Raw genomic sequence first — 24,906 nt, forward strand, 5'->3', positions numbered from 1 at the left:
TCGTTAAACAATTCAGCGGGTTGGCGCGTCGGTCAGGGCGAGCTTCAGCCCAAAGCCAAGAAACAACAAGCCCGTCAGCCGGTCTAAGTGGCGCATGCCACGCTGCAGCCATTGGCCTCTGCGGGCCAGCCAAGAGGCGGCCACAGCCCAGCCCATGCACACCAACCAACTGTTCAGATTGAACAAGCAGCCCAAGAGCACAAAAGACCAGGCCGGGTCAGGGGCATGCACTGGGATGAATTGGGGAACAAAGGCCAGAAAAAACAGCGCCACTTTCGGATTCAAGGCGTTGGTGGCGAATGCGCCGAAGAACACGGCCCATAAACCAGTGACCTCTTTGGAAGCTGGCCCACGCCCGTGCGGGTCAGAATGGCCCATCAGCGCCGGAACTTGCGCTTGATCGCCATCGGCACCCGCTTGACTTGTACGCCACAACAGGCGTCCCCCCATCCACAGCAGATAGGCCGCACCGATCCACTTGACCAGATTGAAGGCGTCTGCCGAAGTGGCCAGGACGGCCCCCAAGCCCCAAGCGGCCGCAGCCACGTGCACAAAACACCCCGCCGTGATGCCCCAGGCAGCGACCAATCCACGCTGCACACCGCCCCTCAGCGACTGGTTGACGATGTAGAGCACATCCGGCCCAGGCGTGAGGTTGAGCAGCACACCGGCCAACATGAACATCAGGACTTGCTGCGTGTCAAACATGGCTTCAGTAAACGCCCACTCGGTCGGAAGTCGGGCTTATCTGTGCAGACGCGTTCGCCATGAAGCGCTGGATGCAATCGATGGCGTGGTCGATACCAGCAGCATCCACCCCTAGGTGCGTCACAAAGCGCAGGCCAATCAAACCCGTGGCCAAAACGCCATGGGCCTTCAGATCCTCAAGCAGGGCCGGGCCACGTCCATCGGCCACATCCACAAACACAATGTTGGTTTGCGCCGAACGCACGCTCAAGCCAGGCACGCCTTGCAGGCCTTGGGCCAGCCGCTGCGCCAGCGCATGGTCATCGGCCAAGCGCTCGACGTGGTGGTCAAGCGCGTGCAAAGCCGCTGCCGCCAAAATGCCGGACTGGCGCAAACCACCGCCCAACACCTTGCGCCAGCGCAGCGCCTTGGCGATCAGTTCACGCGAGCCGCACAAGGCCGAACCCACAGGGGCTCCCAAACCTTTGCTGAAGCAAACCGACACGCTGTCAAAGTGGTCCACGATGCGCCGCACGCTGGCCGTGACTGCCCCACCTTCGGCTTGTGCGACAGCCGCATTGAAGAGACGGGCACCGTCCAGATGCACGGCCAAGCCGTGCTGCCGGGCGAGCGCTGTGGCTTGCGCCAAATAAGCCAGCGACATGGGGTGGCCGTTCCAGGTGTTTTCCAGCGCCAGCAGGCGGGTGCGGGCAAAGTGGCAGTCGATGGGTTTGATGGCTGCGGCGATGTCGGTCAGCGCCATTTCGCCGGAAACGTTTTGTGCCAACGGCTGCGGCTGGATGCTGCCCAGCACCGCTGCACCGCCGCCTTCGTAGCGGTAGGTGTGCGCGTTTTGACCCACGATGTACTCGTCGCCCCGCTCGCAATGCGCCATCAGGGCGCACAGGTTGCTTTGTGTGCCCGATGGCATGAACAGCGCCGCTTCTTTGCCCGTGATTTCTGCAATTCGTTCTTGCAAGGCATTGACCGTGGGGTCGTCGCCAAACACATCGTCGCCCACTGGCGCAGCCAGCATGGCCTCGCGCATGGCAGTGGTGGGCTGGGTCACGGTGTCGCTGCGCAGATCAATGGTCGTAGTCATGGTCGCACCAAAAAGTTTTTGAGCATGGCATGGCCGTGCTCGGTCAGGATGGATTCGGGGTGAAACTGCACACCTTCGATGTCCAGCTCGGTGTGCCGCACGCCCATGATCTCGCCGTCATCCGTCCAAGCCGAGACTTTCAGGCAGGGTGGGCAAGTGACCCGCTCAATGGCCAAGGAGTGGTAGCGGTTGACCGTGAACTGCTCGGGCAAGCCCGCGAACACGCCTTCTTGCGTGGTGGTGATGACACTGGTCTTGCCGTGCATCAATTCCTGCGCCCGAACGATCTTGCCGCCAAAGGCCGCACCAATGCTTTGGTGCCCTAGACACACGCCCAAGATGGGCAGTTGGCCTGCAAAGTGCTGGATGGCCGCCACCGAAATGCCCGCCTCGGCTGGCGAGCATGGGCCGGGCGAAATCACCAAACGGTCAGGCTGGCGGGCCTCAATGCCCTCGAGCGTGATTTCATCGTTGCGAAAGACCTCGACCTCCGCGCCCAGTTCACCGAAGTACTGCACGATGTTGAAGGTGAACGAGTCGTAGTTGTCGACCATCAGGAGTTTGATTTTTTTCGCCATGATCACTCCAAGCCTTCTTCCACCAACTCGCTGGCCCGCAACAAGGCACGCGCCTTGTGTTCAGTTTCGCGCCACTCCATCTCGGGCACCGAATCGGCCACCACACCCGCTGCCGCTTGCACATACAGCGTCTGGTCCTTGATGACGGCGGTGCGGATCGCAATCGCCACATCCATGTCGCCCGCATAACTGATGTAGCCACACGCGCCGCCGTAAATTCCGCGCTTGACGGGTTCGAACTGGTCAATCAACTCCATGGCGTGCACCTTGGGCGCGCCTGTCAGGGTGCCCGCCGGGAAGGTGGCTTTGAGCACGTCCATATTGCTCATGCCCTCGTTCAGCACGCCCTCGACGTTGCTCACGATGTGCATGACGTGGCTGTAGCGCTCGACCACAAAGGCCTCGGTCACCTTGACCGATCCGATCTGGGCGATGCGTCCAATGTCGTTGCGCGCCAGATCGATCAACATCACATGCTCGGCCCGTTCCTTGGGGTCGTTGATCAGTTCATGCTCTGCCGCCTTGTCTTTTTCTGGCGTCGCACCACGGGGGCGTGTGCCCGCCAAAGGACGGATGATGACTTTGGCGCCCTCGTCGGTTTGCTCCTGCCGCACCAAAATTTCGGGGCTGGCTCCGACGACATGGAAGTCGCCGAAGTTGTAGAAGTACATGTAGGGGCTGGGGTTGAGAGAACGCAGCGCCCTGTAGAGCGACAGCGGGCTTTCTGTGTAGCGCTTTTTGATGCGCTGACCGACCTGCACCTGCATGAAGTCGCCGCCAGCGATCAGCTCCTTGGCTTTTTCAACGGCGGCAATGTAATCGGCCTTGGCGAAGTCCCGCTCGGCCGGGTACGACTGGGTGGGTTTGACCACCGGAGCGCTCACCGAGTACTTGAGTTGCTCTTTCAAATCACGCAGGCGTTTTTTCGCAACCACATAGGCCTCGGGCGTGGCCGGATCGGCATAAACAATGAGGTAGAGCTTGCCCGACAAGTTGTCGATCACGGCCAGTTCTTCGCACTGCAGCAGCAAGATATCGGGTGTGCCCAGAGTGTCGGGCGGGCAGGATTTTTCGAGCTTTTTCTCGATATACCGTACCGCGTCGTAGCCAAAATAGCCCGCCAGGCCGCCACAAAAACGGGGCAGGCCCGGGCGCAAGGCGACCTTGAAACGCTTTTGGTATTGCTCGATGAAGTCGAGCGGGTTACCCGCAGCCGACTCGATGACCAGGCCATCTCGCACCACTTCGGTCTTGGCCTCGGCCCCAAAACCGCTGGCCCGCAGCAGATTGCGTGCGGGCAGACCAATGAAGCTGTAGCGGCCAAAACGCTCGCCGCCCACCACCGACTCGAGCAAGAAGCTGTGTTGGCCGTTGTCCTTGGTGTGGGCCAGCTTCAGGTAAAGCGACAGGGGGGTTTCCAGGTCCGCAAAGGCCTCCAGCATGAGGGGAATGCGGTTGTAGCCTTGGCTGGCCAGGCTTTTGAATTCAAGTTCGGTGATCACAGGCTAGAGCCTCCAAAGCGCTCAGCGACCTCGGGCGAGGTGCTTTTCATTCATCCAGGTGCCCGTTCATGGTGCGCATGAAGCCGGGCGCGGGTGGCGGGCAAGCCGCACAGTCGATGGGGTCAGGCTGGCCGACGCCAGGGCCAGGCTCCCCGGCCTTCCGCAGGGGAATGGCTCGGCAGGCTGGCTGCGCTGGAGTGGTTGTGGATGATGAACATGGTCCGTCTAGTGTAGCAAAGCCCGGAGCGCCGTTTTCACCAAATCTGCGCCTGCTTGTCCTGACCTCTTCGGCCCGCATCGTTCATGCGATCTGGCAAGTCGGCCAGCGTGTCCAACCAAGCAGCCGCTGGCGTGTCTTGCACGCGGTGACCGTGGTTGTAGCCGTAAGTGACCAACACCACCGGGCAGCCCGCTGCGTGAGCAGCCTGCGCATCGTTGCTCGAATCCCCCACCATCAAGGTGCGTGCGGCGTGGGTACCCAGCGCCTCACAGGTTTTGATCAAGGGCAAGGGGTCGGGCTTTTTGCGCTCGAAACTGTCTCCACCAAACACGGGGCCAAAAAAGTGCGCCAGTGACTTCTCTTTCAACAAGGCCTGGGCAAAGGCCAAAGGCTTGTTCGTCAGGCAGGCCATGGGCATACCCTGCGCAGCCAAAGCCTCCAGGGCGTCCAGAGCACCTGGGTAGACATCGGCAAACTGACCATTGATCGCCAAATAGTGGTGTTGGTAACGCTGCCATGCACGGCTGAAAAGCGCGTCCACCGACAGGGCCGGGCAAGCCTGGCCCACGCCTTTGACTTCGGGACGGTTGATTTGATGCGCCAGCAAGGTGCGGATCAGGTGTTCGGAGCCTTTGCCGATGGTTTGCTCGATGAGCGCGTCCGACACCGGCGGCAAGTCCAGATCGGCCATGGTGCGGTGCAAGGCCACCTGAAAATCACCCAAGGTGTGCACCAGGGTGCCATCCAAGTCAAAAATGACCGCTTCGATTTCTGTCAGATTCTGCATTTGGGCTCACCTTGCTTCAGGACAAAGCCACACGCATTTGGTCGATCACGCCTTTGTAATCGGGTTTGCCAAAAATGGCGCTGCCCGCCACAAAGGTGTCGGCCCCGGCATCGGCCACTCGGCGGATGTTGTCGGCCTTGATGCCCCCGTCCACTTCCAGTCGAATATCGCGACCGCTTCTCTCGATCCACTGGCGCGCCAGCTCGACCTTGCGCAAGGCCGAATCGATGAAGCTTTGGCCACCAAAGCCCGGGTTGACGCTCATGATCAGGATCAGGTCGACCTCGTCGATGGTCCACTCCAGCACATCCAGGGGTTCGGCCGGATTGAACACCAGCCCGACCTTGACACCCTTGCTCTTGATGGCCTGAATGCTGCGGTGCACATGGGCGCTGGCATCAGGGTGAAAACTGATGAGGTCGGCACCGGCCTCGGCAAAAGATGCGGCCAGTGCATCGACGGGCGAGATCATCAAATGCACATCGATCGGCACGGCCACGCCCGATGCCGTTTTGGCATGCGGCTTGAGCGCTTGGCAAATCATGGGGCCAAAGGTGAGGTTGGGCACGTAATGGTTGTCCATCACGTCAAAGTGGATCCAATCGGCACCAGCGTCGATGACGCTTTTGACTTCCTCGCCCAAGCGGGCGAAATCAGCCGAGAGGATGGAGGGGGCAATGCGGTAGGTCGTCGTCATCCTTGAATTGTCGCAGTTAACATGTGTCCATGACTGCTTACACCGTTCAAATTGAAGTACTGCCCCATTACTTGGCTGACCAGAGCAATCCTCTGCAAGATGTTTTCGCTTTCGCCTACACCGTCACCGTCACCAACACGGGCCGCGTTCCTGTTCAGTTGATTTCTCGACATTGGGTGATTCAGGACGAACGTGGTCACAGCGAGGAAGTCAAAGGCCTGGGCGTGGTTGGACAACAGCCTTTGCTGCGCCCTGGTGAATCCTTCCAGTACACCAGCGGCTGCAGATTGCGCGCCCCCAGCGGCACCATGCATGGCAGCTACTTTTTTGTGGCAGAAGATGGGCACCGCTTTGATGCCAGTATTGGCACCTTTGTTCTGGAGTCTTCGTCCGCTGGCTTTTCAGGCCGCACACTTCACTGAGTATCGACTGATCACTTGCGGTTAAGCTCTCATCATGGGTGAATTTGACCTCATTGAACGTTACTTCAAACGACCTTCTCAGCGTGCGGATGTGGGCATTGGCGATGATTGCGCCGTGTGGACGCCCCGCCCGGGCCATCAACTGGCATTTTCTGCAGACATGCTTGTTGAAGGTCGTCATTTTCTGACGACCGTCAATCCGAAATTTTTGGGTCACAAATCCTTGGCGGTGAATTTGAGTGACCTTGCTGCTTGCGGAGCCTCACCCCAAGCCTTTTTGTTGTCACTGTCTTTGCCTCGCGCTGATGAAGCCTGGCTGTCTGGTTTTTCAGAAGGCTTGTTTCAGTTGTCAGAGCTGCATGGCTGTGAACTGATCGGCGGTGACACGACACAAGGCCCTTTGAACATTGCAATCACCGTCATGGGCGACACACCTCAAGGGCAAAGCATCTTGCGCAGTGGGGCGCGCGTTGGCGATGATCTTTATGTCAGCGGTCACCTGGGTGATGCACGCTTGGCCCTTGAAGCATTTCGAGGCAAGGTGAGTTTGCCACAAGCTGTTTTTGACATGGCCAGACGCCGCATGGAGTGCCCCACACCCCGTGTCGCTTTGGGCCAAGCACTTCGCGGCATTGCCAACGCGATGGCGGACATCAGCGATGGCTTGCTGGGTGATTTGGGACACATTCTCAAAGCCAGCCAAGTCGGAGCTGAGATTGACACGCTCGCTGTCACTCCACTGATGCAAACGGGAACGCTTTGGTCTTGCCCTCATGATTTAGCCCTGACCTGTGTTTTGTCGGGGGGTGATGATTATGAATTGGTGTTCACCGCTTCACCTCTGGCCGCTGCGCAAGTACAACTTGCAGCCCATTCCACCGGAACACCTGTGACGCGCATTGGCCGCGTGACCGATTCTCAGCGTTTGGTCTTGTTGGGTGTTGAGGGTCTACCCATCACCTCCTCATTCGAATCCTTTGACCACTTTGCTTGATGAAGACCTTGTCCAACAGCACACTTCAACATCGTCCACCGATCAAGCCCACAGCTTCATTCATGCTGTCGCACCCTGCGCACTTGATTGCTTTAGGCTTTGGCTCTGGTCTTGCACCCAAAGCACCAGGGACGATCGGCAGCTTATGGGGCTGGGTTTCTTGGCTACTGATTCAACAGCATTTGACCCTCACTGCTCAAGCCGTACTCATCGGTTTGGCTTTTACTGTGGGTTGGTGGTCATGCACAGTGACTGCGAGGCACATGGGCGTCAGTGATCCTGGTTCAATTGTTTGGGATGAAGTGGTCGCCATGTGGTTGATTTTGAGTTTGATCATGCCATGCAGTTTTGCTGGTCAATTTGCAGCATTTGTCTTGTTTCGTTTTTTTGATGCCGTCAAACCTGGACCTGTGGCTTGGGCTGATCAACTCTTCAAAGGTTTTGGATGGCAAGGTGGCTTTGGCATCATCTTTGATGATCTTGTGGCTGCTTTTTGCACACTTTTGTGCATTGCAATTTGGAGATTTTTTTGAACCACCTTGTCACACCACTGCTCGCAGAACGACTATCTCTATTGCACTGGATGATGTCCACCGCAGAGAGCTGTACAGGAGGCATGATTGCCAGCCAATGTACCGATCTGCCTGGATCCAGCACCTGGTTTGACAGAGGATTTGTGACCTATTCAAACCACGCCAAATCCGACTTGCTCGGAGTTCCTTCAGAAATGATTGCCCAGCATGGTGCGGTCAGTGAAGCTGTTGCCCAAGCCATGGCTTTGGGTGCCCTTTACCGCTCAGAATCTGTCGTTTCTGTGGCAGTCACGGGGATTGCTGGACCCAGCGGTGGTAGCCAAGAAAAGCCTGTTGGAACAGTTTGGTTGGCGTGGTGTATTGGTGGGCGTGTTTACACAGAGCTTCAAACATTTTCAGGCAACCGCGATCAAATCCGAGTGGCGACCACAGACTGCGCGCTTGAAGGTCTGTTGAAACGCCTCCCGCCTCATTGATCTGTTTGAAGCGGAAACAAAAAAACCTTCCGAGGAAGGTTTTTTTGTATTCAACCGAAATTGAAATTTGGTTGCGGGGGCCGGATTTGAACCAACGACCTTTGGGTTATGAGCCCAACGAGCTACCAGACTGCTCCACCCCGCGGTATGCTTGAATTATACCTTACTCTGCGGCTGTTTCTGCAGAAGAATCTGCACGATCGACCAATTCAACCAAGGCCATCGGTGCGTTGTCACCCACGCGGTAACCCATTTTCAGGATACGTGTGTAACCACCAGGACGCTTGGCAAAACGGGGACCCAGATCGGCAAACAATTTGACGACGTTGTCACGGTCACGCAGGCGGTTGAATGCCAGGCGCTTGTTGGACAAATTGTCTTCTTTGGCCAAAGTGATCATCGGTTCAATGACTCGACGAAGTTCTTTGGCTTTAGGGAGTGTGGTTTTGATGACTTCGTGCTCAATGAGCGAGTTCATCATGTTGCGCAACATAGCGAGGCGGTGCTCGCTGGTGCGGTTCAATTTACGGAGACCGTGTCCGTGACGCATGGTGCTTACCTTTCTTTATTTAACAAGCAGCCGTATCAGGTACTGCTCGTGCACAACCCAGATCGCTCCGGGAATTCATTCAATCAACGTTTGTCCAGGCCTGCTGGTGGCCAAGCTTCGAGCTTCATGCCCAAAGTCAAACCACGAGAAGCCAAAACTTCCTTGATTTCATTCAATGATTTACGACCCAAATTGGGTGTCTTCAACAATTCATTTTCAGTACGCTGAATCAAATCACCGATGTAATAAATATTTTCTGCTTTGAGACAGTTGGCCGAGCGAACAGTCAATTCAAGCTCATCAACTGGGCGCAGCAAAATTGGATCAAAACTTCCAGCACCACCTCGCGCAGCGGGTGCATCAAATGCAGACAGTTCACTGCCTTCAAGTTGAGCAAAAACTGCAAGCTGTTCAACCAAAATCTTAGAAGAAGAACGAACGGCGTCTTCTGCGGAAATGGCTCCGTTGGTCTCGATTTCAATGACCAGCTTATCGAGATCCGTGCGTTGTTCGACACGTGCACTCTCAACGGTATAGCTTACACGCTTGACCGGAGAAAATGAGGCGTCCAACACAATGCGACCAAGAGCCTTTGTGGGCTCATCAGCAAAACGGCGCATGCTGCCGGGAACATAACCACGGCCTTTTTCGACCTTGATTTGCATGTCCAGCTTGCCGCCGTGTGACAAATTAGCGATCACATGTTCCGGATTGATGATTTCAACATCATGCGGTGTCTGGATATCTGCTGCAGTCACGGCACCTTCACCGTCTTTGCGCAAACTCAGCGTTACTTCATCACGATTGTGTAATTTAAAAACCACACCTTTCAAGTTCAGAAGAATGTTCACAACATCTTCTTGAACACCATCAATGGATGAGTATTCATGCACCACACCCGCAATGGTCACTTCAGTGGCAGAATAGCCAACCATTGAAGACAGCAAGACACGGCGCAGAGCGTTACCCAACGTATGACCGTAACCGCGCTCGAAAGGCTCCAACGTGACTTTGGCACGGTTGTTGGCCAATTGTTCGACTTGGATTGCTTTGGGTTTCAACAGATTGGTTTGCATTCAGACTTCCTCTCAATACCCCCGGTTCGTTACACCGGTAAGGCTGATGGAGCACCCGACACACAATGCCTTGTGCGTCGGGAACGATTGAAACAACGAATTAACGTGAATACAGTTCGACGATCAACGATTCGTTGATATCGGCACCAAATTCATCGCGGTCAGGCACCTTTTTGAAGGTACCTTCAGCTTTGTCTGCATTGACTTCCACCCAAGCAGGCAATCCCACTTGTTGAGCCAATTGCAAAGCCTCAACCACGCGGTTTTGCTTTTTGGACTTTTCGCGAACAGCGATCACATCACCGGCCTTGACCAGGTATGAAGGAATGTTCACTGATTGGCCGTTGACAGTGATGGCTTTGTGAGAAACCATTTGACGCGCTTCAGCACGTGTCGAGCCGAAACCCATGCGATAAACCACGTTATCCAAACGGCATTCCAACAGGGCCAACAGATTGGAACCTGTGTTGCCTTTGCGGCGATCTGCTTCTGCAAAATAACGGCGGAATTGCTTTTCCAAAATGCCGTACATGCGTTTGACTTTTTGCTTTTCTCGCAATTGAAGTCCGTAGTCAGAGGTGCGCTGACCGGATGTGCGACCGTGCTGGCCTGGCTTGGAGTCAAATTTTGACTTGTCTGCAATCGAACGACGAGCGCTCTTGAGGAACAGGTCAGTGCCTTCACGGCGAGAGAGTTTGGCCTTGGGGCCGAGGTAGCGTGCCACTTGATTTTCCTTTTATGCAACTACCGCATCAGAAATGCGGGAGCCAGGCGCTGCAAGCAGCGCCTGGCGGTGGGCTTTGATTGAAATTAGATACGACGACGCTTTTGAGGGCGGCATCCATTGTGAGGTACTGGCGTCACATCGGCAATGGATGTGATGCGAATACCCAAAGCACCCAAAGCTCGAACCGAAGATTCACGACCAGGGCCTGGACCTTTGATCTCGACGTCGAGGTTTTTGATACCTTGTTCTTGAGCAGCACGACCGGCAACTTCAGATGCAACCTGGGCAGCAAAGGGAGTTGACTTTCGTGATCCCTTGAAACCCTGTCCACCTGATGACGCCCAAGACAACGCATTGCCTTGACGATCAGTGATCGTGATGATGGTGTTATTGAAAGAAGCATGAACGTGTGCAATGCCGTCAGCAATATTTTTGCGGACTTTTTTGCGAACTCGTTGTGATGCGCTGTTGGATTGTGCTTTAGCCATGATGGTCTCTCAATCTGCTTATTTCTTCAGAGCCGCTGCGCCTTTGCGCGGACCCTTGCGAGTACGTGCATTGGTACGTGTACGCTGACCACGCATTGGCAAGCCACGACGGTGACGGAATCCACGGTAGCAACCGATGTCCATCAAACGTTTGATGTTCATGGTTGTTTCGCGACGCAGGTCACCTTCAATGGTGAAGACTGCGATTTGATCGCGGATTTTTTCAAGATCAGCGTCCGTCAGATCTTTGATCTTTTTCGAATAAGCGATGCCAGAAGCTTCGCAAATTTGTCGAGCGCGGGTGCGACCAATACCAAAAATGGCTGTCAAGCCAATTTCAGCATGTTTGTGCGGCGGAATGTTGATGCCAGCGATACGTGCCATTTTCGTCCTCTAAAACTAAGTCAATCAGCCTTGACGCTGCTTGTGACGTGGATCTGTGCAGATCACACGAACAACGCCTTTACGGCGAATGATTTTGCAGTTGCGGCAAATTTTTTTCACCGAAGCCGAAACTCTCATGGTTTTCTCCTAAAACTTATCTTCACCTGCACTTTTTGGTACAGGCATTAAATGGGGTCCCTGTGTACAAGACCCAGGGTTCTTTACCTTCAGTGCATCAATTCATCAAGATTTGAAGCTTGCTTTTTTCAACAGTGAATCGTACTGCTGTGACATCAGGTAGTTCTGCACCTGGGCCATGAAATCCATCGTGACCACCACAATGATCAGAAGTGAGGTTCCGCCAAAGTAAAACGGAACATTGTATTTCAGAATCAAGAACTCAGGTAACAAACACACAAAGGTGATGTACGCAGCACCCACAGCCGTCAGGCGGAGCAAAATTTTGTCAATGTACTTTGCTGTCTGATCACCTGGACGAATCCCGGGAATGAAAGCACCACTTTTCTTCAAGTTGTCAGCCGTTTCACGACTGTTGAACACCAAGGCTGTGTAGAAAAAGCAGAAGAACACAATCGCAGCAGCATAAAGCATGACGTAGATTGGCTGACCTGGAGTCAATGCACTGGCCACATCTTTGAAGAATCGAACAACGATATTTTCAGATGAGCCAGAACTGAACCACCCAATCACTGTCGCTGGCAACAAGATGATTGAAGAAGCAAAGATCGGAGGGATCACGCCTGCCATGTTCAATTTCAATGGCAGATGCGAAGACTGACCACCATAAACTTTGTTCCCGACTTGTCTGCGAGCGTAATTGACCAATATTTTCCGTTGGCCTCTTTCCACAAACACCACAAAGTAAGTCACCAAGCCAATGACAACCACGATCATCATGGAGATCAATGGATTCATCGCACCGGTACGTACCAATTCAAACAAGCCACCCAATGCACTTGGCAAACCAGCAGCAATGCCTGCGAAAATCAGGATCGAAATGCCATTACCAAGACCGCGCTCTGTGATCTGCTCACCAAGCCACATCAAGAAAATGGTTCCGGCTGTCAGACTCACCACGGCTGTCATTCTGAAACCGTAACCAGGATTGATCACCAAACCTGCAGATGCTTCAAGAGCCACAGCAATGCCGAATGACTGAAATACAGCTAGAGCCAATGCTCCGAATCGCGTGTATTGCGTGATCTTTCTTCTGCCAGCCTCACCCTCTTTCTTCATTTGCTCGAAAGCAGGAAGAACGTAGGATAACAACTGCATCACAATCGATGCAGAAATATAAGGCATGATGCCCAGCGCAAAAATCGTGAAACGAGACAGTGCACCACCTGAGAACATGTTGAACAAGCTCAGAATTCCACCTTGCTGGCCGTTGAACAACTGTTTCAGTTGGTCTGGATCAATGCCAGGTACAGGAATGTGTGCGCCAACCCGGTAGACGACCAGCGCAAGAAGCAAGAAGATCAATCGACGACGCAAGTCACCGAACTTGTCTGCTTTTACTGATGAGTTTGCGCTGGTTGCCACTGTATTTCTCGTCAATCTAAGTTCAGGCCAAAGAGCCGCCAGCTGCTTCAATCGCTGCTTTTGCAGCGGCTGTTGCGCCAATACCTGTCAATTTGACCGCTTTGGTCAATTCGCCTGTATGGATAACTTTGACCACTTTAGCCATTTGAGAAACCAAACCAGCTTGCTTCAATGCCAGAACATCCACTTCGGCCATGTCCAAACGGGACAAGGTTGTCAATGTGATCTCTGCATTGAACTTCAGCAGGTGTGATTTAAAACCACGCTTTGGCAAACGGCGCTGCAAAGGCATTTGACCGCCTTCAAAACCCACTTTATGGTATCCGCCAGAGCGTGACTTTTGACCTTTGTGTCCACGGCCGGCGGTTTTACCCAAACCGGAACCGATTCCACGGCCCACGCGACGAGGAGCGTGCTTTGAGCCTTCTGCGGGCTTGATGCTGTTGAGTTCCATCATTCGCCTCTTAGAGAACTTTGACCAGATAGCTGATCTTGTTGATCATGCCGCGCACTGCGGGCGTGTCTTGCAACTCGCTCACAGAATTCAGCTTGCGCAAGCCCAGGCCACGCACTGTGGCGCGGTGTGACTCTTTGGTGCCAATCGGGCTGCGAACCAATTGGACTTTCACGGTAGATTGTGTCGTCATGTTCGATCTCCAGTTCAGCCGAACAACTCTTCAACCGACTTGCCACGCTTGGCAGCCACGTTGGAAGCTGTTGTGCAGTTGGACAAAGCGTCCAATGTGGCACGAACCATGTTGTAGGGGTTGGACGAACCATGGCTCTTGGCCACGATGTCGGTGATACCCACCACTTCGAACACAGCGCGCATGGGGCCGCCAGCAATGATGCCGGTACCTTTTGGCGCTGGAGCCATCATGACGCGGGCTGCGCCATGGTGACCATGCACTGCGTGGTGGATCGTGCCATTTTTCAAGTGCACTTTGGCCAAGTTGCGACGAGCTTCTTCCATCGCTTTTTGCACGGCAGCGGGCACTTCTTTTGACTTGCCCTTGCCCATGCCCACTTTGCCATCGCCGTCACCGACCACGGTCAACGCTGCGAAACCCAAGATACGGCCACCCTTGACCACCTTGGTCACGCGGTTGACCGCGATCATCTTCTCGCGGAGACCGTCTTCAGGACCGTCGCTCTGCGGTTTTGCTGTAAATTTAGCCATTTGTAACTCCGATCCGTTTAGAACTGCAGACCTGCTTCACGGGCTGCTTCGGCCAAAGCCTTGACACGACCGTGGTAAGCGAAACCTGCGCGGTCGAAAGCGACCTTCTCAACGCCGGCAGCTTTTGCTTTTTCAGCAATGCGCTTGCCAATCACTGTTGCTGCAGCGGCATTGCCGCCTTTGCCAGTTGCGCCCAACGCTGTGCGCACTTCGGCTTCGGCAGTTGATGCGCTGGCCAACACTTTGGTGCCACAGCCAGAAATGACGCTGGCGTAGATGTGCAGGTTGGTGCGGTTCACTGTCAAACGTGCCACGCCTTGCTGTGCAATGCGGATGCGAGTTTGGCGTGCACGACGCAGACGCTGCTCTTTCTTGGTCATCATGATGCAGCTCCTTATTTCTTCTTGGTCTCTTTGATCGTGATCTTCTCATCCGAATAACGGATGCCTTTGCCTTTGTAGGGCTCAGGTGGACGAACAGCACGAATCTCAGCAGCAACTTGGCCAACACGTTGACGGTCTGCACCCTTGATCACGATTTCGGTCGCGGTTGGGGTCGCCACGGTGATGCCCGAAGGCATGTCGATGTTGACGGGGTGTGAATAACCCACAGCGAGGTTCAATTTGGCACCTGAGGCAGCCGCTTTGTAACCCACACCGACCAGGTTCAGCTTCTTTTCAAAGCCTTTGGTCACACCGGTTACCATGTTGTTCACCAGCTGACGCATGGTTCCGCTCATGGCATTGGCTTCACGTGAATCATTGGCAGGGGCAAAACTCATCTTGCCGCCATCGTTGTTCACTGTCACCAGTGTGTTGGCGGAGATGGACAATTGACCACCTGTGCCTTTCACACTGATTTGATCTTGGTTGATTGACACATCCACACCAGCGGGGATGGTCACAGGCATTTTTCCTACTCGGGACATTCAGTCTCTCCTGCCTTTAAGCGACGTAGCACAGCACTTCGCCGCCGACACCGGCTGCACGCGCTTTGCGGTCGGTCATCACACCCTGAGGTGTGGTGACGATAGCGACACCCAAGCCATTTTGGACTTGCGGAATATCTTCACGGCCTTTGTACACACGCAGACCAGGGCGACTGACGCGCTCGATGCGCTCAATCACTGGGCGACCAGCGTAGTACTTCAGGACAATTTCGAGGGTGGCTTTGCCACCTTCGGTTTTGACTTGGAAACCGTCAATGTAGCCTTCATCTTTCAACACTTGTGCGATAGCAACCTTCACTTTGGATGAAGGAACCATCACATTGGCTTTTGACACCATTTGTGCGTTACGGATGCGGGTCAACAGATCGGCAATAGGATCACTCATGCTCATGTTGTATCTCTCCTGCCGATTTACCAGCTGGCCTTGGTCACGCCCGGAATGTGGCCTGCAAAGGCTAATTCACGGATCTTGGCGCGGCCCAGACCAAATTGACGGAACGTACCGCGTGGGCGACCGGTGATTTCACAGCGGTTGCGTTGGCGGGTCGGGTTGGCGTTGCGCGGAAGCTTTTGCAAGCCCAAACGGGCAGCTGCACGCTCTTCGTCGCTGCGCTTGGCATCGTTGGCGATGGCTTTCAATTCGGCGTATTTTTTCGCGAATTTGGCCGCCAGTTTTTCACGCTTGAGCTCGCGCTCGATCAAAGCTACTTTAGCCACGTGACACCTCAGTTCTTGAAGGGGAAGCGGAAAGCTGTCAAAAGAGCTTTGCACTCTTCATCAGACTTTGCCGTTGTGGTGATGCTGATGTTGAGACCGCGCAAGGCATCCACCTTGTCGTACTCAATCTCAGGGAAAATGATCTGCTCTTTGACGCCGATGTTGTAGTTACCACGACCATCGAATGCGCGACCAGAAATACCACGGAAGTCACGAACACGTGGCAAAGCAACGGTCACGAAACGATCCAGGAATTCATACATCTGAACGCCACGCAGTGTCACCATGCAACCGATGGCCTGCTGTTCACGGATTTTGAAACCCGCGATCGCTTTTTTGGCCTTGGTCACCACAGGTTTCTGACCTGCAATTTTCGTCAAATCGCTCACGGCGTGGTCCATGACTTTTTTGTCAGCCACTGCCTCAGAGACACCCATGTTCAAGGTGATTTTCGTGATGCGAGGAACTTGCATCGGTGATGTGTAGCCAAACTTGGCCGTCAATTCACCAGCAATTTTTTCACGGAAGAGTTGTTGCAAACGTGCCATGCTCATGCCACCTTGATTTCTTCGCCGCTGGACTTGTAAACGCGAACGCGTTTGCCGTCAGCTAGCAGCTTGATGCCCACGCGATCAGCCTTACCGGTTGCAGCGTTGAAGATCGCCACATTGGATTGGTGAATTGGCATGGCCTTTTCGATGATGCCACCCGTTGTGCCCTTCATGGGATTGGGTTTGGCGTGTTTTTTGACGAGGTTGATACCTTCAATCAACAAGTGCGAATCGCTGGCACGCAGTGACACGGTGCCACGCTTGCCTTTGTCACGACCTGTGATGACGATGACTTCGTCGCCTTTGCGAATCTTGTTCATGGCGCGTCCTTACAGTACTTCAGGAGCCAAGGACACGATCTTCATGAACTTCTCAGTACGCAGTTCACGCGTGACTGGTCCGAAGATGCGGGTGCCAATAGGCTCCAATTTGGCGTTCAACAAAACTGCTGCATTGCCATCAAATTTAATGAGCGAGCCATCACCACGGCGAATGCCCTTGGCTGTACGAACCACCACTGCACTGTAGATTTCGCCTTTTTTGACGCGACCACGTGGAGCGGCTTCTTTGATGCTCACTTTGATGATGTCGCCAACACTTGCATAGCGACGCTTCGACCCGCCGAGCACCTTAATGCACAGCACGGACTTGGCGCCGGTGTTGTCGGCTACATCTAACCGAGTTTCTGTCTGGATCATTTCTTTGTTCCCAACTTGTATTCTTTATCTGCCAGCCCCAAAGCCAACAAACAGGAATCAGTCTTGGACCCGTCATTCACACTGCGAACCACTCGCAATGCTTCAGTTTGGGCAGATACTTGCGCTCTTTCAAAAGCGAAGCCTTAAATTATCTCCCACAAATTTGCATTACGCAAGCATCTTTTTTAAAAAAACCACGCTCACATCTCTTTTTTGACGTCCGCCAGTCCTGTGCACACTGCTCTTTTGGTTTTTTCCTCGAAATACCATCACTTGCGTATTCAACTTCGCCAAATCGCTCTCCTAAAATTTCTCTCCCTCTCAATTTTGGACATCTCCTCTTTCGTTCACAGCGACAATTGTTGGAGCACTTCTGCATTTTTGAGTTCACCGCATCACATTGGAGTTCACCTTGTCCCCCTCCCCTGTTCACATCGCATTCATTGGTGGCGGCAACATGGCCAGTGCCATCATCGGCGGTCTTCTGCGCCAAGGTCTGCAGCCCACTCAAATCACCGTCATTGAGCCTTTTTCTGAAACCGCAGCCAAGCTGATGCAAGACTACGGCATCACCGCCTTGCCCTCTGCAGGATCAACTTTGGCCCTGGCCGACTTGGTGGTTTGGGCAGTCAAGCCCCAGGTCTTCCTCGAAGCGGCCATCCCCGTCACTCCACACACTCAAGGTGCATTGCACTTGTCTGTCGCAGCTGGCATTCGCACGGACAGCATTTGTCGCTGGACCCACAGTGAACGTGTTGTTCGCTGCATGCCCAACACCCCGGCTTTGATTGGACAAGGCATCACGGGCTTGTTCGCTTGCCCATCGGTCACTTCGCAGGACAAAAGTCTGGTCGAACAAGTCATTGGTACCACGGGTCAGCACCTTTGGGTGCAGCAAGAGTCGCAACTTGATGCTGTCACCGCCTTGTCCGGTTCGGGTCCAGCGTACGTGTTTTACTTCCTTGAAGCCATGACGCAGGCAGGGGTGGGCATGGGACTGAGCGCTGAACAGGCCTACAAACTTGCCGTGGCCACTTTTTCAGGCGCATCCTCTTTGGCTGCAGCATCAACTGAATCGCCCGAAGTGCTGCGCCAGCGGGTCACCTCCAAAGGAGGCACCACCTATGCCGCCATCACATCGCTGGAGGACTCTGGCGTAAAAGCCTCTTTTGTCAAAGCCATGCAAGCAGCCGAAGTGCGGGCACGCGAGCTGGGTGACGAATTCGGCAAGGCCTGAACTGCCTTGATGCGCTGGGACCTTCGGGTGTGACCCCCTGTGTCGCCAGCGCTCACAGGTGTGCCAAAACCACCCCCACAAACAGGGTCAAACCCAGCCAATGGTTCTGCTTGAAAGCCGTGAAGCAACCCTCACGGCTGCGCTGGTAGATCAAAAAGTAATGCCAAATCACTTGGATCAAAGCAAGCGCCAATGCCAACCAAAACCATGTCCGCTGGGCCAGACCGGACAGTAACCACGCCCAAATGATCAAATAGGCTCCATAAAAGCCGATGATGGCCGGGACATCCCAATTTCCCAAGGTGATGGCCGATGTCTTCATGCCAATTCTCAAGTCGTCGTCCCGGTCCACCATGGCGTATTCGGTATCGTAGGCCAACACCCAAAACAAATTGCCCAACAACAAGCCCCAAGCCAATGGCGGCACCTCGCCTTGCACCGCAGCAAAGGCCATGGGAATGCCAAAGCTGAAAGCCACTCCCAGCACCGCTTGGGGCATGGCCACAAAACGTTTGGCGTAAGGGTAAGCCAAGGTCACTGCCAACGCTGCAAATGACCAGGCGATGGTGGCCCGGTTCGTGGTCAGAACCAAGCCAAATGCACACAGCGCCAACACCGCGCCGACCATCAAAGCTTCTGGGGTGCTGAGACGCCCGCTGGTGACTGGTCGATTGGCGGTGCGTTTGACGTGCTTGTCAAAGTCACGGTCAGCCACATCATTGATGCAGCACCCTGCACTGCGCATGAGGATGGTTCCCAGGGTAAAGACCATGACCAGATGCCAACCAGGAAAACCTTCGGCTGCCACCCACAAGGCAGCCAGCGAAGGCCACAGCAACAAGAGCCAACCCGCAGGCCGATTCCACCGGATCAAATCCAGGTAAAGCTTGAGTTTGTCGATCATGCTCAGATTATCTTCGCCCAAATGCTTCCCCCTGAGCCGTCTGCAAAGGCCAAGGAGGCGAACATCACAGACAGATCAGGTCAAGCGCGTGACACCCGGCAGGGGACAGGCATAAATGGCATTGCGTACGGCAGCAATGGCTTCATAGCGGGTAAAACTGCGTCGCCAAGCCAGCACTACCCGCCGGGTCGGCGGCTTAGCCCCCAAAGGGTCCACGATGGGCAGGTAGCGCACAGGCGCATCGTGCCGTCCACCCGAGCGCTTGATCACAGGCTTGAGTTCGGGCACCGACATGCGCGGCACCAACGTCACGCCCATGCCTGCGGCTACCATGTGCTTGATGGTCTCCAGCGACGAACCCTCAAAGGTTTTGCGAATGCCCTCGGTCTGGCTGGCGTAGCGGGCAAACTCGGGGCAGACCTCCAGTACATGGTCGCGAAAGCAGTGGCCCGTGCCCAGCAGCAGCATGGTTTCGTTTTTCAGCTGCTCGGGGGTGATGAACGCTTCTTTGGCCAGCGGGTGGTTCAGCGGCAAGGCGGCCATGAAGGTCTCGTCGTACAAGGGCGCCACCGCCAGACCCGACTCGGGGAAAGGCTCGGCCAAGATGGCGCAGTCGATCTCGCCCGTGCGCAGCATCTCCAGCAAGCGCACGGTGAAATTCTCTTGCAGCATCAGCGGCATCTGCGGCATGTCGGTGATGATCTGCCGCACCAGATCGGGCAGCAAATACGGTCCGATGGTGTAGATCACGCCCAGCCGCATGGTGCCAGCCAGCGGGTCTTTGCCGCGCTTGGCAATCTCTTTGATCTCGGCGGCCTGCTCCAGCACGCTTTGGGCCTGGCGCACGATCTCTTCGCCCAACGGTGTGACCGAGACCTCGCTGGCGCTGCGCTCAAACAGCTTGACCTCCAGCTCTTCTTCGAGCTTCTTGATGGCCAGTGACAAGGTGGGCTGAGACACAAAACAGGCCTCTGCGGCCTTGCCAAAGTGCTTTTCTCGGGCCACGGCCACGATGTATTTGAGTTCGGTCAGGGTCATAGGGGTATTGGAACATCAAGCCTTGAGGTATTCGGATTTCCCGCCCAACCAGCGGCCTATGTGGCGCTCGCTCAGTTGTGGGTGCTGGTCCAGCATCTGTGGGGCCAGGGCCCGCGCCCAGTCCAGCAAATGGCTGTCGGTCTCCAGATCGGCAAAACGCAGCAAAGGCGCACCCGACTGGCGTGCCCCCAAAAACTCGCCCGGCCCGCGAATCTCCAAATCGCGCCGGGCGATCTCGAAACCATCATTGGTCTCCACCATGGCCCGCAGCCGCTCGCGGGCGGTTTCACTCAAGCGTCCGCCCTCGGGCGTGCCGTACAGCAGCACGCAGGCCGACGCCGCCGCACCCCGCCCCACCCGGCCGCGCAGCTGGTGCAGTTGACTCAAGCCAAAGCGCTCCGCGTGTTCGATCACCATCAACGACGCATTGGGCACGTCCACCCCCACCTCAATCACCGTAGTGCTCACCAGCACGCCCATCACACCTACGGTGAAGAGTTCCATGACCGCCTTCTTTTCGGCCACCGGCATGCGCGAGTGCAGCAGGCCCACCATCACGCCCGGCAGCGCCTCGCTCAGGTCGGCGTGGGTTTGGGTGGCGTTGGTCAGGTCCAGCGCTTCGCTTTCTTCAATGAGCGGGCACACCCAATACACCTGCCGCCCCTGCTGAATTTGAGCCCCAATGCGCTCGACCACCTCGTGGCGGCGGTGGTCGGACACCACCCGGGTCACGATGGGCGTGCGCCCGGGCGGCAGCTCGTCAATCACCGACACGTCCAGGTCCGCGTAATAGCTCATGGCCAGCGTACGCGGAATGGGTGTGGCCGTCATCATCAGCATGTGCGGCTCCATGCCGTCGGCTTGCATCTTGCCGCGCAAGGCCAGGCGCTGGGCCACACCAAAGCGGTGCTGCTCGTCGATCACGGCCAGCGCCAGGTTTTTGAACTTGACGTGCTCTTGAATCACCGCGTGTGTGCCCACCACCAGGGCCGCTTCGCCCGACTCGATCAGCGCCAGCATGGCTGCGCGTTCTTTCTTTTTCTGGCTGCCAATCAACCAGGCCACTTTCACGCCCAGCGGCTCCAGCCAGCCCACCAATTTGGCAAAGTGCTGGGTGGCCAGAATTTCGGTGGGCGCCATCAGGGCACATTGCCAGCCCGCATCCACCGCCACCATGGCCGCCAGCGCCGCCACCACCGTCTTGCCTGCGCCCACATCGCCTTGCAGCAGGCGGTGCATGGGCACCGGGCGGGCCAAATCTTTGGCAATTTCCTGGCCCACGCGTTGTTGTGCGCGGGTCAATCCGAAAGGCAAGGCCTTTAAAAGTTGGCCATACAAGCCCTTGGATTTGAGCTTCAGCGTCGGGGCCCGCAGCAAATCGCGCTCGCGCTTGGCCGTCAACTGCGACAGCTGCTGCGCCAGCAACTCTTCACACTTCAGGCGCACCCAAGCCGGGTGGCTGCGGTCCTCCAAAGCGGCCAGCGACACATCGGGTGTGGGGTGGTGCAAAAACCGCAGCGCATCGCGCAGCGACCAGGCCCCACGCGGGTCCGGCCAGGGCACGCCCGGGGGCAGGGTCTCGCTCAGGTCGGCGTGGTTCAGGCCGGTGATCACGGCGCGCCGCAAATAAGCCTGGGCCAGCCCCGCCACGGTGGAATACACCGGCGTCAGCGCCTCGGCCAGATTGCCGCCCGCCGGCTTGAAGGTCGGGTGCATCATGGTCAGCCCCATGAAGCCGCCCTTGACTTCGCCCCGCGCCCGGATGCGGTTGCCCACCGCCAGCGCCTTTTGGTGCGAAGGGTAGAAGCTGAAAAACCGCATCACACAGGTATCCGAGCCGTCGTCCACCGTCACCAGCAGCTGGCGGCGCGGCCGCTGCGTGATCTCGCAGGCCGTGACGGTGGCCTCTATTTGCGCGGTATCGCCTTCGCGCGCATCGCGCAACATGACGATGCGGGTCTCGTCCTCGTAGCGCAGCGGCAAATGCAGCGCCAGGTCAATGTCGCGCTTCAGGCCGAGCTTGATCAGCGCCTTTTGGGGGGCTGACAAAGTTTTGGCGGGCAAGGAGGGTGCGTTTTGCAACATGCACCGATTGTGCCGCTCGCCGGGCACTTTGCCCTGCAAAATGAGCATGGGGGCCCGGCATGCACCGACAAGTCAAGTTTCAGTCGGGTTTTTGTGCTTGGCTGGCCAGCACCAAAGCAGACACCACATCGCGCACGGTCTTACGGTAATGCAATGACAAAGACAGGTATCGGCTGAGCATTTCCCGGTCCACCATGCTCAAAGCGCCACCGGCATCCAGTCCTTCACCGACTTTGGGGGTCAAAGCAGCTTGTCCAAATCGCAACTCATCAGGCCCCACCTGCAACCAATCGGCCAGCACCCGGAGCTTGTCCTGCGTGGGAATGGCTTTGCCCAATAGCCAATTACGGGCCGTGTGGGGGGTGATGCTTCTACCCCAATACCGCAAGTTAAACTCGTTGGCAACCACGGTCGGCGACAAGCGCACGCCGCAACTCTCCAACGCTTGCCGTAAACGGAGTGCAAAGGCTTGGGTCTCTGTGGATGTGGACATGCTCTTAAATTAATGCTTGAGCATCTTTACAATGTAATTGCAAATTAGTTTCTTTGTTACTATCAGTAAATATATTCATTGCGTCAGTTTGATAAACAACATTATCAAAACAAACATCACTAACAGGGTGACGAGGCATTGTTTTTTTGACTTCCTGCGAATTTCTAGGCGATCAGCACAAACCCTTACCGTCTCCGAGCAAGTGACGCTGTGCAAACTCTGGCGAGGTGCTTGATTGCCCTAAAATTTGCAGCTTTACCACTTCGAACGGGCTTGTCCAGCCCTGAAGCATGTCCTCTTTGCCCCCTCTCCAACAGACTTCTGCCCACCGCTCATTCACTCTGAGCAATTTCGACTTTGAACTGCCATCTGAACTGATTGCACAACATCCCGCCCCAGAACGCAGCAGTTCACGCTTACTGGACGGCACATCCGAAGAGCCCAGAGACCGCATTTTTAGTACCTTGCCCAGTTTGCTCAACCCTGGGGATTTGTTGATTTTCAACAACACCCAAGTGGTGAAAGCGCGGATTTTTGGCGAGAAAGCCTCGGGGGGCAAGCTTGAACTGCTAATTGAACGCGTGCTTGGCGAGCACCAAGTGGTGGCACACATGAAGGTCAGCAAAAAGCCTCTGGTGGGCGGCAAGATGTTCATGGCAGGCGGCGCTCGACATGGCGGCTTTGATGCCGTGCTGCTGGGCCGCTGGCCCGATGCCAATGGCCAGCTTTTTCACTTGCAACTGAGCGACGAGCCCCATGCGCTGATGGAAAAGCACGGCCATGTGCCGCTGCCACCTTACATTGAGCACCCCGACACCGAAGAAGACGCCCAGCGCTACCAGACCGTATTTGCCAAAGTGCCCGGTGCTGTGGCGGCCCCCACAGCGGCGCTGCACTTTGATGAAGCCTTGCTGGCGGCGCTCGATGCCAGGGGGGTGCAACGCGCCAGCGTCACGCTGCATGTGGGCGCGGGCACGTTCCAACCCGTCAAGACCGAAAACATTGCCGATCACACCATGCACCGCGAATGGTACGAAGTGCCCGAAGCCACGCAGCAGGCCATTGCCGAATGCAAAGCGCGGGGCGGCCAGGTGCTCGCCATCGGCACAACGACGGTGCGCACACTCGAATCGTGGGCCAAGTTCGGCCAGGCCAGCGGCGACACGCAAATATTCATCACACCAGGGTTTGAGTTCCAGGTGGTCGATCGGCTCATCACCAACTTCCACCTGCCCAAAAGTACGCTCATGATGCTGGTCAGCGCTTTTGCAGGCTACGAACACATCATGGGCCTGTACCGGCACGCGATCGCGAACCGGTACCGCTTCTTCAGCTATGGCGATGCGATGCTGCTCAATCACGTCCCGCGCGGATGACCGCATCAGCGATGGTGGCCGGATCGGTGAACCAGATTTCGTGGCTGCCTTGGCACTCGACCAAACGGAACAGGCCCAGGCGCTCTGACAGCCGGGGGTGCCAGGGCATGCTGTGGGGCAGTGCGGTGTCTTGGCGGCAATTGACATACGACTTGCCGATCTCCAGTGCAGCCAAGGGCGCTTTGAGCGAGATCGGGTCGGTGAAGGTCTTGTAAGGCTGCAGGTTGAGCTGGTCAAACGCCGATTGGGCCAGCGCCATGTCCGCATCGTTGATGAAGGCTTCGCGCCAGATGGGAAAAGGCAGCATCACGGCGTTGTTGCTGGCGGCGGCCACAGCGTCAAACAGCGCTTGGTAATGCGGCGGCACCATGTCGTTCAGGCACTCGCCCGGATTGGGCACAAAGGCGTTCACGTACACCAGCCGCGCAATGCGCTCGGGCATCACATCGGCCACGCGCGAGATGATCATGCCGCCGTAGCTGTGCCCCACAAGCCGCACGTTCTTCAGATCGTGTTCGCGCAAGTAATCACACACCGATTGCGCAGCGTCTTCCAAACCGATCTGGCTGCGGTCGTCGCCTGGCCGATTGCCCTTCAAGGTGGGGCAATGAACGGTGTGGCCCTGGCGGCGGATGTGCTCTGCCGTGGGCTCCATCAAAGCGCCGGTGTGCCAAGCGCCGTGCACCAAAACGTAGGTATCGCTCATGTATGTCTCCTGAATGTGTGGATGTATGCCCCGCACCTTGCCGGGCATGGCACTCATTACATCCAGCGAGGTTCAAAGCGTCAATTGAAGGAAAACCCTTCTTGCGGCAGTCACACGCAACGCCCAAGTGGTTTTCCCCGACTGACTCGGCCCCAGAAAAGCTCTTCATCGTCGGCAAGTCAAACT

The 24,906-nt window shown here is 55.9% G+C and carries 34 protein-coding genes and 1 tRNA gene; 6 read left to right on the forward strand and 29 right to left on the reverse strand.

Annotated elements, in window-relative coordinates; translation table 11 throughout:
• Nucleotides 1-12 precede the first annotated feature (12 nt).
• The 6 genes from AMM41_RS00510 to rpe all read right to left on the reverse strand — a co-directional run bounded on the left by AMM41_RS00510 (nucleotide 13) and on the right by rpe (nucleotide 5,573).
• Complete coding sequence (locus tag AMM41_RS00510; protein WP_089951881.1) at nucleotides 13-708, reverse strand: LysE family translocator; 696 nt, start codon at nucleotides 706-708, stop codon at nucleotides 13-15.
• A gap of 4 nt (nucleotides 709-712) precedes the next feature.
• On the reverse strand, nucleotides 713-1,789 hold the full coding sequence (ltaE, locus tag AMM41_RS00515) for a low-specificity L-threonine aldolase (RefSeq protein WP_089951884.1): 1,077 nt from the start codon (nucleotides 1,787-1,789) through the stop codon (nucleotides 713-715).
• A complete protein-coding gene (locus AMM41_RS00520) occupies nucleotides 1,786-2,367 on the reverse strand; it encodes an anthranilate synthase component II (RefSeq protein WP_194944551.1) in 582 nt (193 codons plus the stop codon). Before AMM41_RS00520 ends, ltaE begins: the two co-directional genes overlap by 4 nt.
• A 2-nt stretch (nucleotides 2,368-2,369) precedes the next feature.
• On the reverse strand, nucleotides 2,370-3,869 hold the full coding sequence (gene trpE / locus AMM41_RS00525) for an anthranilate synthase component I (protein WP_089951889.1): 1,500 nt from the start codon (nucleotides 3,867-3,869) through the stop codon (nucleotides 2,370-2,372).
• 254 nt (nucleotides 3,870-4,123) lie between these two features.
• Complete coding sequence (gene gph, locus AMM41_RS00530) at nucleotides 4,124-4,876, reverse strand: phosphoglycolate phosphatase (RefSeq protein WP_089951892.1); 753 nt, start codon at nucleotides 4,874-4,876, stop codon at nucleotides 4,124-4,126.
• Between the two features lie 16 nt (nucleotides 4,877-4,892).
• On the reverse strand, nucleotides 4,893-5,573 hold the full coding sequence (gene rpe / locus AMM41_RS00535; RefSeq protein WP_089951895.1) for a ribulose-phosphate 3-epimerase: 681 nt from the start codon (nucleotides 5,571-5,573) through the stop codon (nucleotides 4,893-4,895).
• 29 nt (nucleotides 5,574-5,602) lie between these two features.
• Here rpe and apaG point away from each other — a divergent pair, with 29 nt between their 5' ends.
• Genes apaG through AMM41_RS00555 form a run of 4 tightly spaced genes read left to right on the forward strand, consistent with a single transcriptional unit; the run spans nucleotide 5,603 to nucleotide 7,998 of the window.
• Complete coding sequence (gene apaG, locus AMM41_RS00540; protein WP_089951898.1) at nucleotides 5,603-5,995, forward strand: Co2+/Mg2+ efflux protein ApaG; 393 nt, start codon at nucleotides 5,603-5,605, stop codon at nucleotides 5,993-5,995.
• 34 nt (nucleotides 5,996-6,029) lie between these two features.
• Entirely contained in the window at nucleotides 6,030-6,989 is a 960-nt protein-coding gene (thiL, locus tag AMM41_RS00545) for a thiamine-phosphate kinase (protein ID WP_089951901.1), read from the forward strand.
• Complete coding sequence (locus tag AMM41_RS00550) at nucleotides 6,989-7,522, forward strand: phosphatidylglycerophosphatase A family protein (protein WP_089951903.1); 534 nt, start codon at nucleotides 6,989-6,991, stop codon at nucleotides 7,520-7,522. The genes thiL and AMM41_RS00550 overlap by 1 nt, the downstream gene beginning before the upstream one ends.
• Nucleotides 7,519-7,998 carry a CinA family protein gene (locus AMM41_RS00555; protein ID WP_255350428.1) on the forward strand — a complete coding sequence of 160 codons (480 nt, stop codon included), beginning with the start codon at nucleotides 7,519-7,521 and terminating at the stop codon, nucleotides 7,996-7,998. Before AMM41_RS00550 ends, AMM41_RS00555 begins: the two co-directional genes overlap by 4 nt.
• Nucleotides 7,999-8,066: 68 nt before the next feature.
• Here the strand turns inward: AMM41_RS00555 and AMM41_RS00560 are convergent.
• The 18 genes from AMM41_RS00560 to rplN all read right to left on the reverse strand — a co-directional run bounded on the left by AMM41_RS00560 (nucleotide 8,067) and on the right by rplN (nucleotide 16,881).
• Nucleotides 8,067-8,143, reverse strand: a tRNA-Met gene (locus AMM41_RS00560).
• An 18-nt stretch (nucleotides 8,144-8,161) separates the two neighbouring features.
• Nucleotides 8,162-8,548, reverse strand: coding sequence for a 50S ribosomal protein L17 (rplQ, locus tag AMM41_RS00565; RefSeq protein WP_053172513.1), 387 nt, complete (start codon nucleotides 8,546-8,548; stop codon nucleotides 8,162-8,164).
• Between the two features lie 83 nt (nucleotides 8,549-8,631).
• Entirely contained in the window at nucleotides 8,632-9,624 is a 993-nt protein-coding gene (gene rpoA, locus AMM41_RS00570; RefSeq protein WP_089951908.1) for a DNA-directed RNA polymerase subunit alpha, read from the reverse strand.
• A 100-nt stretch (nucleotides 9,625-9,724) separates the two neighbouring features.
• Nucleotides 9,725-10,348: a 30S ribosomal protein S4 gene (gene rpsD / locus AMM41_RS00575; RefSeq protein WP_089951911.1), complete on the reverse strand. Its 624-nt coding sequence runs from the start codon at nucleotides 10,346-10,348 to the stop codon at nucleotides 9,725-9,727.
• Between the two features lie 86 nt (nucleotides 10,349-10,434).
• Nucleotides 10,435-10,839, reverse strand: coding sequence for a 30S ribosomal protein S11 (gene rpsK / locus AMM41_RS00580; protein WP_019429279.1), 405 nt, complete (start codon nucleotides 10,837-10,839; stop codon nucleotides 10,435-10,437).
• Nucleotides 10,840-10,857: 18 nt separating this feature from the next.
• A complete protein-coding gene (rpsM, locus tag AMM41_RS00585) occupies nucleotides 10,858-11,223 on the reverse strand; it encodes a 30S ribosomal protein S13 (protein ID WP_019429278.1) in 366 nt (121 codons plus the stop codon).
• Between the two features lie 24 nt (nucleotides 11,224-11,247).
• Nucleotides 11,248-11,361, reverse strand: coding sequence for a 50S ribosomal protein L36 (gene rpmJ, locus AMM41_RS00590; RefSeq protein WP_011481465.1), 114 nt, complete (start codon nucleotides 11,359-11,361; stop codon nucleotides 11,248-11,250).
• Between the two features lie 105 nt (nucleotides 11,362-11,466).
• On the reverse strand, nucleotides 11,467-12,786 hold the full coding sequence (gene secY, locus AMM41_RS00595) for a preprotein translocase subunit SecY (protein WP_089951914.1): 1,320 nt from the start codon (nucleotides 12,784-12,786) through the stop codon (nucleotides 11,467-11,469).
• Between the two features lie 22 nt (nucleotides 12,787-12,808).
• The gene (gene rplO, locus AMM41_RS00600) at nucleotides 12,809-13,240 is read right to left on the reverse strand and encodes a 50S ribosomal protein L15 (RefSeq protein ID WP_089952544.1); all 432 of its coding nucleotides are present in this window, start codon (nucleotides 13,238-13,240) and stop codon (nucleotides 12,809-12,811) included.
• A gap of 10 nt (nucleotides 13,241-13,250) precedes the next feature.
• Nucleotides 13,251-13,433, reverse strand: coding sequence for a 50S ribosomal protein L30 (gene rpmD, locus AMM41_RS00605; RefSeq protein ID WP_089951917.1), 183 nt, complete (start codon nucleotides 13,431-13,433; stop codon nucleotides 13,251-13,253).
• A gap of 14 nt (nucleotides 13,434-13,447) precedes the next feature.
• A complete protein-coding gene (gene rpsE, locus AMM41_RS00610) occupies nucleotides 13,448-13,966 on the reverse strand; it encodes a 30S ribosomal protein S5 (protein WP_019429274.1) in 519 nt (172 codons plus the stop codon).
• A 17-nt stretch (nucleotides 13,967-13,983) separates the two neighbouring features.
• Nucleotides 13,984-14,349, reverse strand: a complete 366-nt coding sequence (gene rplR / locus AMM41_RS00615) for a 50S ribosomal protein L18 (protein ID WP_089951920.1) — start codon at nucleotides 14,347-14,349, stop codon at nucleotides 13,984-13,986.
• An 11-nt stretch (nucleotides 14,350-14,360) separates the two neighbouring features.
• Nucleotides 14,361-14,894, reverse strand: a complete 534-nt coding sequence (rplF, locus tag AMM41_RS00620; protein ID WP_089951923.1) for a 50S ribosomal protein L6 — start codon at nucleotides 14,892-14,894, stop codon at nucleotides 14,361-14,363.
• Nucleotides 14,895-14,910: 16 nt separating this feature from the next.
• Nucleotides 14,911-15,306: a 30S ribosomal protein S8 gene (gene rpsH, locus AMM41_RS00625; protein ID WP_089951926.1), complete on the reverse strand. Its 396-nt coding sequence runs from the start codon at nucleotides 15,304-15,306 to the stop codon at nucleotides 14,911-14,913.
• A 20-nt stretch (nucleotides 15,307-15,326) separates the two neighbouring features.
• Complete coding sequence (gene rpsN / locus AMM41_RS00630; RefSeq protein WP_089951928.1) at nucleotides 15,327-15,632, reverse strand: 30S ribosomal protein S14; 306 nt, start codon at nucleotides 15,630-15,632, stop codon at nucleotides 15,327-15,329.
• A gap of 8 nt (nucleotides 15,633-15,640) precedes the next feature.
• Nucleotides 15,641-16,180, reverse strand: coding sequence for a 50S ribosomal protein L5 (gene rplE / locus AMM41_RS00635; protein ID WP_089952546.1), 540 nt, complete (start codon nucleotides 16,178-16,180; stop codon nucleotides 15,641-15,643).
• 2 nt (nucleotides 16,181-16,182) lie between these two features.
• Complete coding sequence (gene rplX, locus AMM41_RS00640; protein WP_089951931.1) at nucleotides 16,183-16,503, reverse strand: 50S ribosomal protein L24; 321 nt, start codon at nucleotides 16,501-16,503, stop codon at nucleotides 16,183-16,185.
• Between the two features lie 9 nt (nucleotides 16,504-16,512).
• Nucleotides 16,513-16,881 carry a 50S ribosomal protein L14 gene (rplN, locus tag AMM41_RS00645; protein ID WP_089951934.1) on the reverse strand — a complete coding sequence of 123 codons (369 nt, stop codon included), beginning with the start codon at nucleotides 16,879-16,881 and terminating at the stop codon, nucleotides 16,513-16,515.
• A 412-nt stretch (nucleotides 16,882-17,293) separates the two neighbouring features.
• On the opposite strand from rplN, the gene proC reads away from it, so the two are divergent.
• The gene (proC, locus tag AMM41_RS00650) at nucleotides 17,294-18,118 is read left to right on the forward strand and encodes a pyrroline-5-carboxylate reductase (protein ID WP_089952548.1); all 825 of its coding nucleotides are present in this window, start codon (nucleotides 17,294-17,296) and stop codon (nucleotides 18,116-18,118) included.
• Between the two features lie 52 nt (nucleotides 18,119-18,170).
• Here proC and ubiA read toward each other — a convergent pair whose 3' ends face one another.
• The 4 genes from ubiA to AMM41_RS00670 all read right to left on the reverse strand — a co-directional run bounded on the left by ubiA (nucleotide 18,171) and on the right by AMM41_RS00670 (nucleotide 22,638).
• Entirely contained in the window at nucleotides 18,171-19,022 is an 852-nt protein-coding gene (gene ubiA, locus AMM41_RS00655) for a 4-hydroxybenzoate octaprenyltransferase (protein WP_089951937.1), read from the reverse strand.
• Between the two features lie 75 nt (nucleotides 19,023-19,097).
• Nucleotides 19,098-20,060: a LysR substrate-binding domain-containing protein gene (locus AMM41_RS00660; protein ID WP_089951940.1), complete on the reverse strand. Its 963-nt coding sequence runs from the start codon at nucleotides 20,058-20,060 to the stop codon at nucleotides 19,098-19,100.
• Nucleotides 20,061-20,075: 15 nt separating this feature from the next.
• On the reverse strand, nucleotides 20,076-22,145 hold the full coding sequence (gene recG, locus AMM41_RS00665; RefSeq protein ID WP_089952550.1) for an ATP-dependent DNA helicase RecG: 2,070 nt from the start codon (nucleotides 22,143-22,145) through the stop codon (nucleotides 20,076-20,078).
• Nucleotides 22,146-22,224: 79 nt separating this feature from the next.
• Nucleotides 22,225-22,638 (reverse strand): hypothetical protein, encoded by a 414-nt coding sequence (locus AMM41_RS00670; protein WP_089951943.1) that lies wholly within the window; start codon nucleotides 22,636-22,638, stop codon nucleotides 22,225-22,227.
• Between the two features lie 290 nt (nucleotides 22,639-22,928).
• On the opposite strand from AMM41_RS00670, the gene queA reads away from it, so the two are divergent.
• Complete coding sequence (queA, locus tag AMM41_RS00675; protein WP_089951948.1) at nucleotides 22,929-24,014, forward strand: tRNA preQ1(34) S-adenosylmethionine ribosyltransferase-isomerase QueA; 1,086 nt, start codon at nucleotides 22,929-22,931, stop codon at nucleotides 24,012-24,014.
• On the opposite strand, the gene AMM41_RS00680 is transcribed toward queA, so the two are convergent.
• The gene (locus AMM41_RS00680) at nucleotides 23,992-24,720 is read right to left on the reverse strand and encodes an alpha/beta hydrolase (RefSeq protein ID WP_089952551.1); all 729 of its coding nucleotides are present in this window, start codon (nucleotides 24,718-24,720) and stop codon (nucleotides 23,992-23,994) included. The genes queA and AMM41_RS00680 overlap by 23 nt on opposite strands.
• Between the last annotated feature and the right edge of the window lie 186 nt (nucleotides 24,721-24,906).

It is taken from the genome of Limnohabitans sp. 2KL-3 (assembly GCF_001269405.1).
Lineage (GTDB): Bacteria > Pseudomonadota > Gammaproteobacteria > Burkholderiales > Burkholderiaceae_C > Limnohabitans_A.

What these genes read in the sequence shown, in the direction of transcription:
- rplQ (WP_053172513.1), bottom strand. Translation starts at nt 8,548, where the DNA reads ATGCGTCACGGACACGGTCTCCGTAAATTGAACCGCACCAGCGAGCAC.
- AMM41_RS00510 (WP_089951881.1), bottom strand. Translation starts at nt 708, where the DNA reads ATGTTTGACACGCAGCAAGTCCTGATGTTCATGTTGGCCGGTGTGCTG.
- queA (WP_089951948.1), top strand. Translation starts at nt 22,929, where the DNA reads ATGTCCTCTTTGCCCCCTCTCCAACAGACTTCTGCCCACCGCTCATTC.
- AMM41_RS00550 (WP_089951903.1), top strand. Translation starts at nt 6,989, where the DNA reads ATGAAGACCTTGTCCAACAGCACACTTCAACATCGTCCACCGATCAAG.
- rpmJ (WP_011481465.1), bottom strand. Translation starts at nt 11,361, where the DNA reads ATGAGAGTTTCGGCTTCGGTGAAAAAAATTTGCCGCAACTGCAAAATC.
- ubiA (WP_089951937.1), bottom strand. Translation starts at nt 19,022, where the DNA reads ATGATCGACAAACTCAAGCTTTACCTGGATTTGATCCGGTGGAATCGG.
- AMM41_RS00660 (WP_089951940.1), bottom strand. Translation starts at nt 20,060, where the DNA reads ATGACCCTGACCGAACTCAAATACATCGTGGCCGTGGCCCGAGAAAAG.
- rplO (WP_089952544.1), bottom strand. Translation starts at nt 13,240, where the DNA reads ATGGAACTCAACAGCATCAAGCCCGCAGAAGGCTCAAAGCACGCTCCT.
- AMM41_RS00670 (WP_089951943.1), bottom strand. Translation starts at nt 22,638, where the DNA reads ATGTCCACATCCACAGAGACCCAAGCCTTTGCACTCCGTTTACGGCAA.
- ltaE (WP_089951884.1), bottom strand. Translation starts at nt 1,789, where the DNA reads ATGACTACGACCATTGATCTGCGCAGCGACACCGTGACCCAGCCCACC.
- rpsE (WP_019429274.1), bottom strand. Translation starts at nt 13,966, where the DNA reads ATGGCTAAATTTACAGCAAAACCGCAGAGCGACGGTCCTGAAGACGGT.
- apaG (WP_089951898.1), top strand. Translation starts at nt 5,603, where the DNA reads ATGACTGCTTACACCGTTCAAATTGAAGTACTGCCCCATTACTTGGCT.
- rplN (WP_089951934.1), bottom strand. Translation starts at nt 16,881, where the DNA reads ATGATCCAGACAGAAACTCGGTTAGATGTAGCCGACAACACCGGCGCC.
- thiL (WP_089951901.1), top strand. Translation starts at nt 6,030, where the DNA reads ATGGGTGAATTTGACCTCATTGAACGTTACTTCAAACGACCTTCTCAG.
- rpoA (WP_089951908.1), bottom strand. Translation starts at nt 9,624, where the DNA reads ATGCAAACCAATCTGTTGAAACCCAAAGCAATCCAAGTCGAACAATTG.
- AMM41_RS00520 (WP_194944551.1), bottom strand. Translation starts at nt 2,367, where the DNA reads ATGGCGAAAAAAATCAAACTCCTGATGGTCGACAACTACGACTCGTTC.
- rplX (WP_089951931.1), bottom strand. Translation starts at nt 16,503, where the DNA reads ATGAACAAGATTCGCAAAGGCGACGAAGTCATCGTCATCACAGGTCGT.
- rpmD (WP_089951917.1), bottom strand. Translation starts at nt 13,433, where the DNA reads ATGACGACACAATCTACCGTGAAAGTCCAATTGGTTCGCAGCCCGATT.
- rplE (WP_089952546.1), bottom strand. Translation starts at nt 16,180, where the DNA reads ATGGCACGTTTGCAACAACTCTTCCGTGAAAAAATTGCTGGTGAATTG.
- rpsM (WP_019429278.1), bottom strand. Translation starts at nt 11,223, where the DNA reads ATGGCACGTATCGCTGGCATCAACATTCCGCCGCACAAACATGCTGAA.
- rplR (WP_089951920.1), bottom strand. Translation starts at nt 14,349, where the DNA reads ATGATGACCAAGAAAGAGCAGCGTCTGCGTCGTGCACGCCAAACTCGC.
- gph (WP_089951892.1), bottom strand. Translation starts at nt 4,876, where the DNA reads ATGCAGAATCTGACAGAAATCGAAGCGGTCATTTTTGACTTGGATGGC.
- AMM41_RS00680 (WP_089952551.1), bottom strand. Translation starts at nt 24,720, where the DNA reads ATGAGCGATACCTACGTTTTGGTGCACGGCGCTTGGCACACCGGCGCT.
- rpsK (WP_019429279.1), bottom strand. Translation starts at nt 10,839, where the DNA reads ATGGCTAAAGCACAATCCAACAGCGCATCACAACGAGTTCGCAAAAAA.
- rplF (WP_089951923.1), bottom strand. Translation starts at nt 14,894, where the DNA reads ATGTCCCGAGTAGGAAAAATGCCTGTGACCATCCCCGCTGGTGTGGAT.
- rpsH (WP_089951926.1), bottom strand. Translation starts at nt 15,306, where the DNA reads ATGAGCATGAGTGATCCTATTGCCGATCTGTTGACCCGCATCCGTAAC.
- rpe (WP_089951895.1), bottom strand. Translation starts at nt 5,573, where the DNA reads ATGACGACGACCTACCGCATTGCCCCCTCCATCCTCTCGGCTGATTTC.
- recG (WP_089952550.1), bottom strand. Translation starts at nt 22,145, where the DNA reads ATGTTGCAAAACGCACCCTCCTTGCCCGCCAAAACTTTGTCAGCCCCC.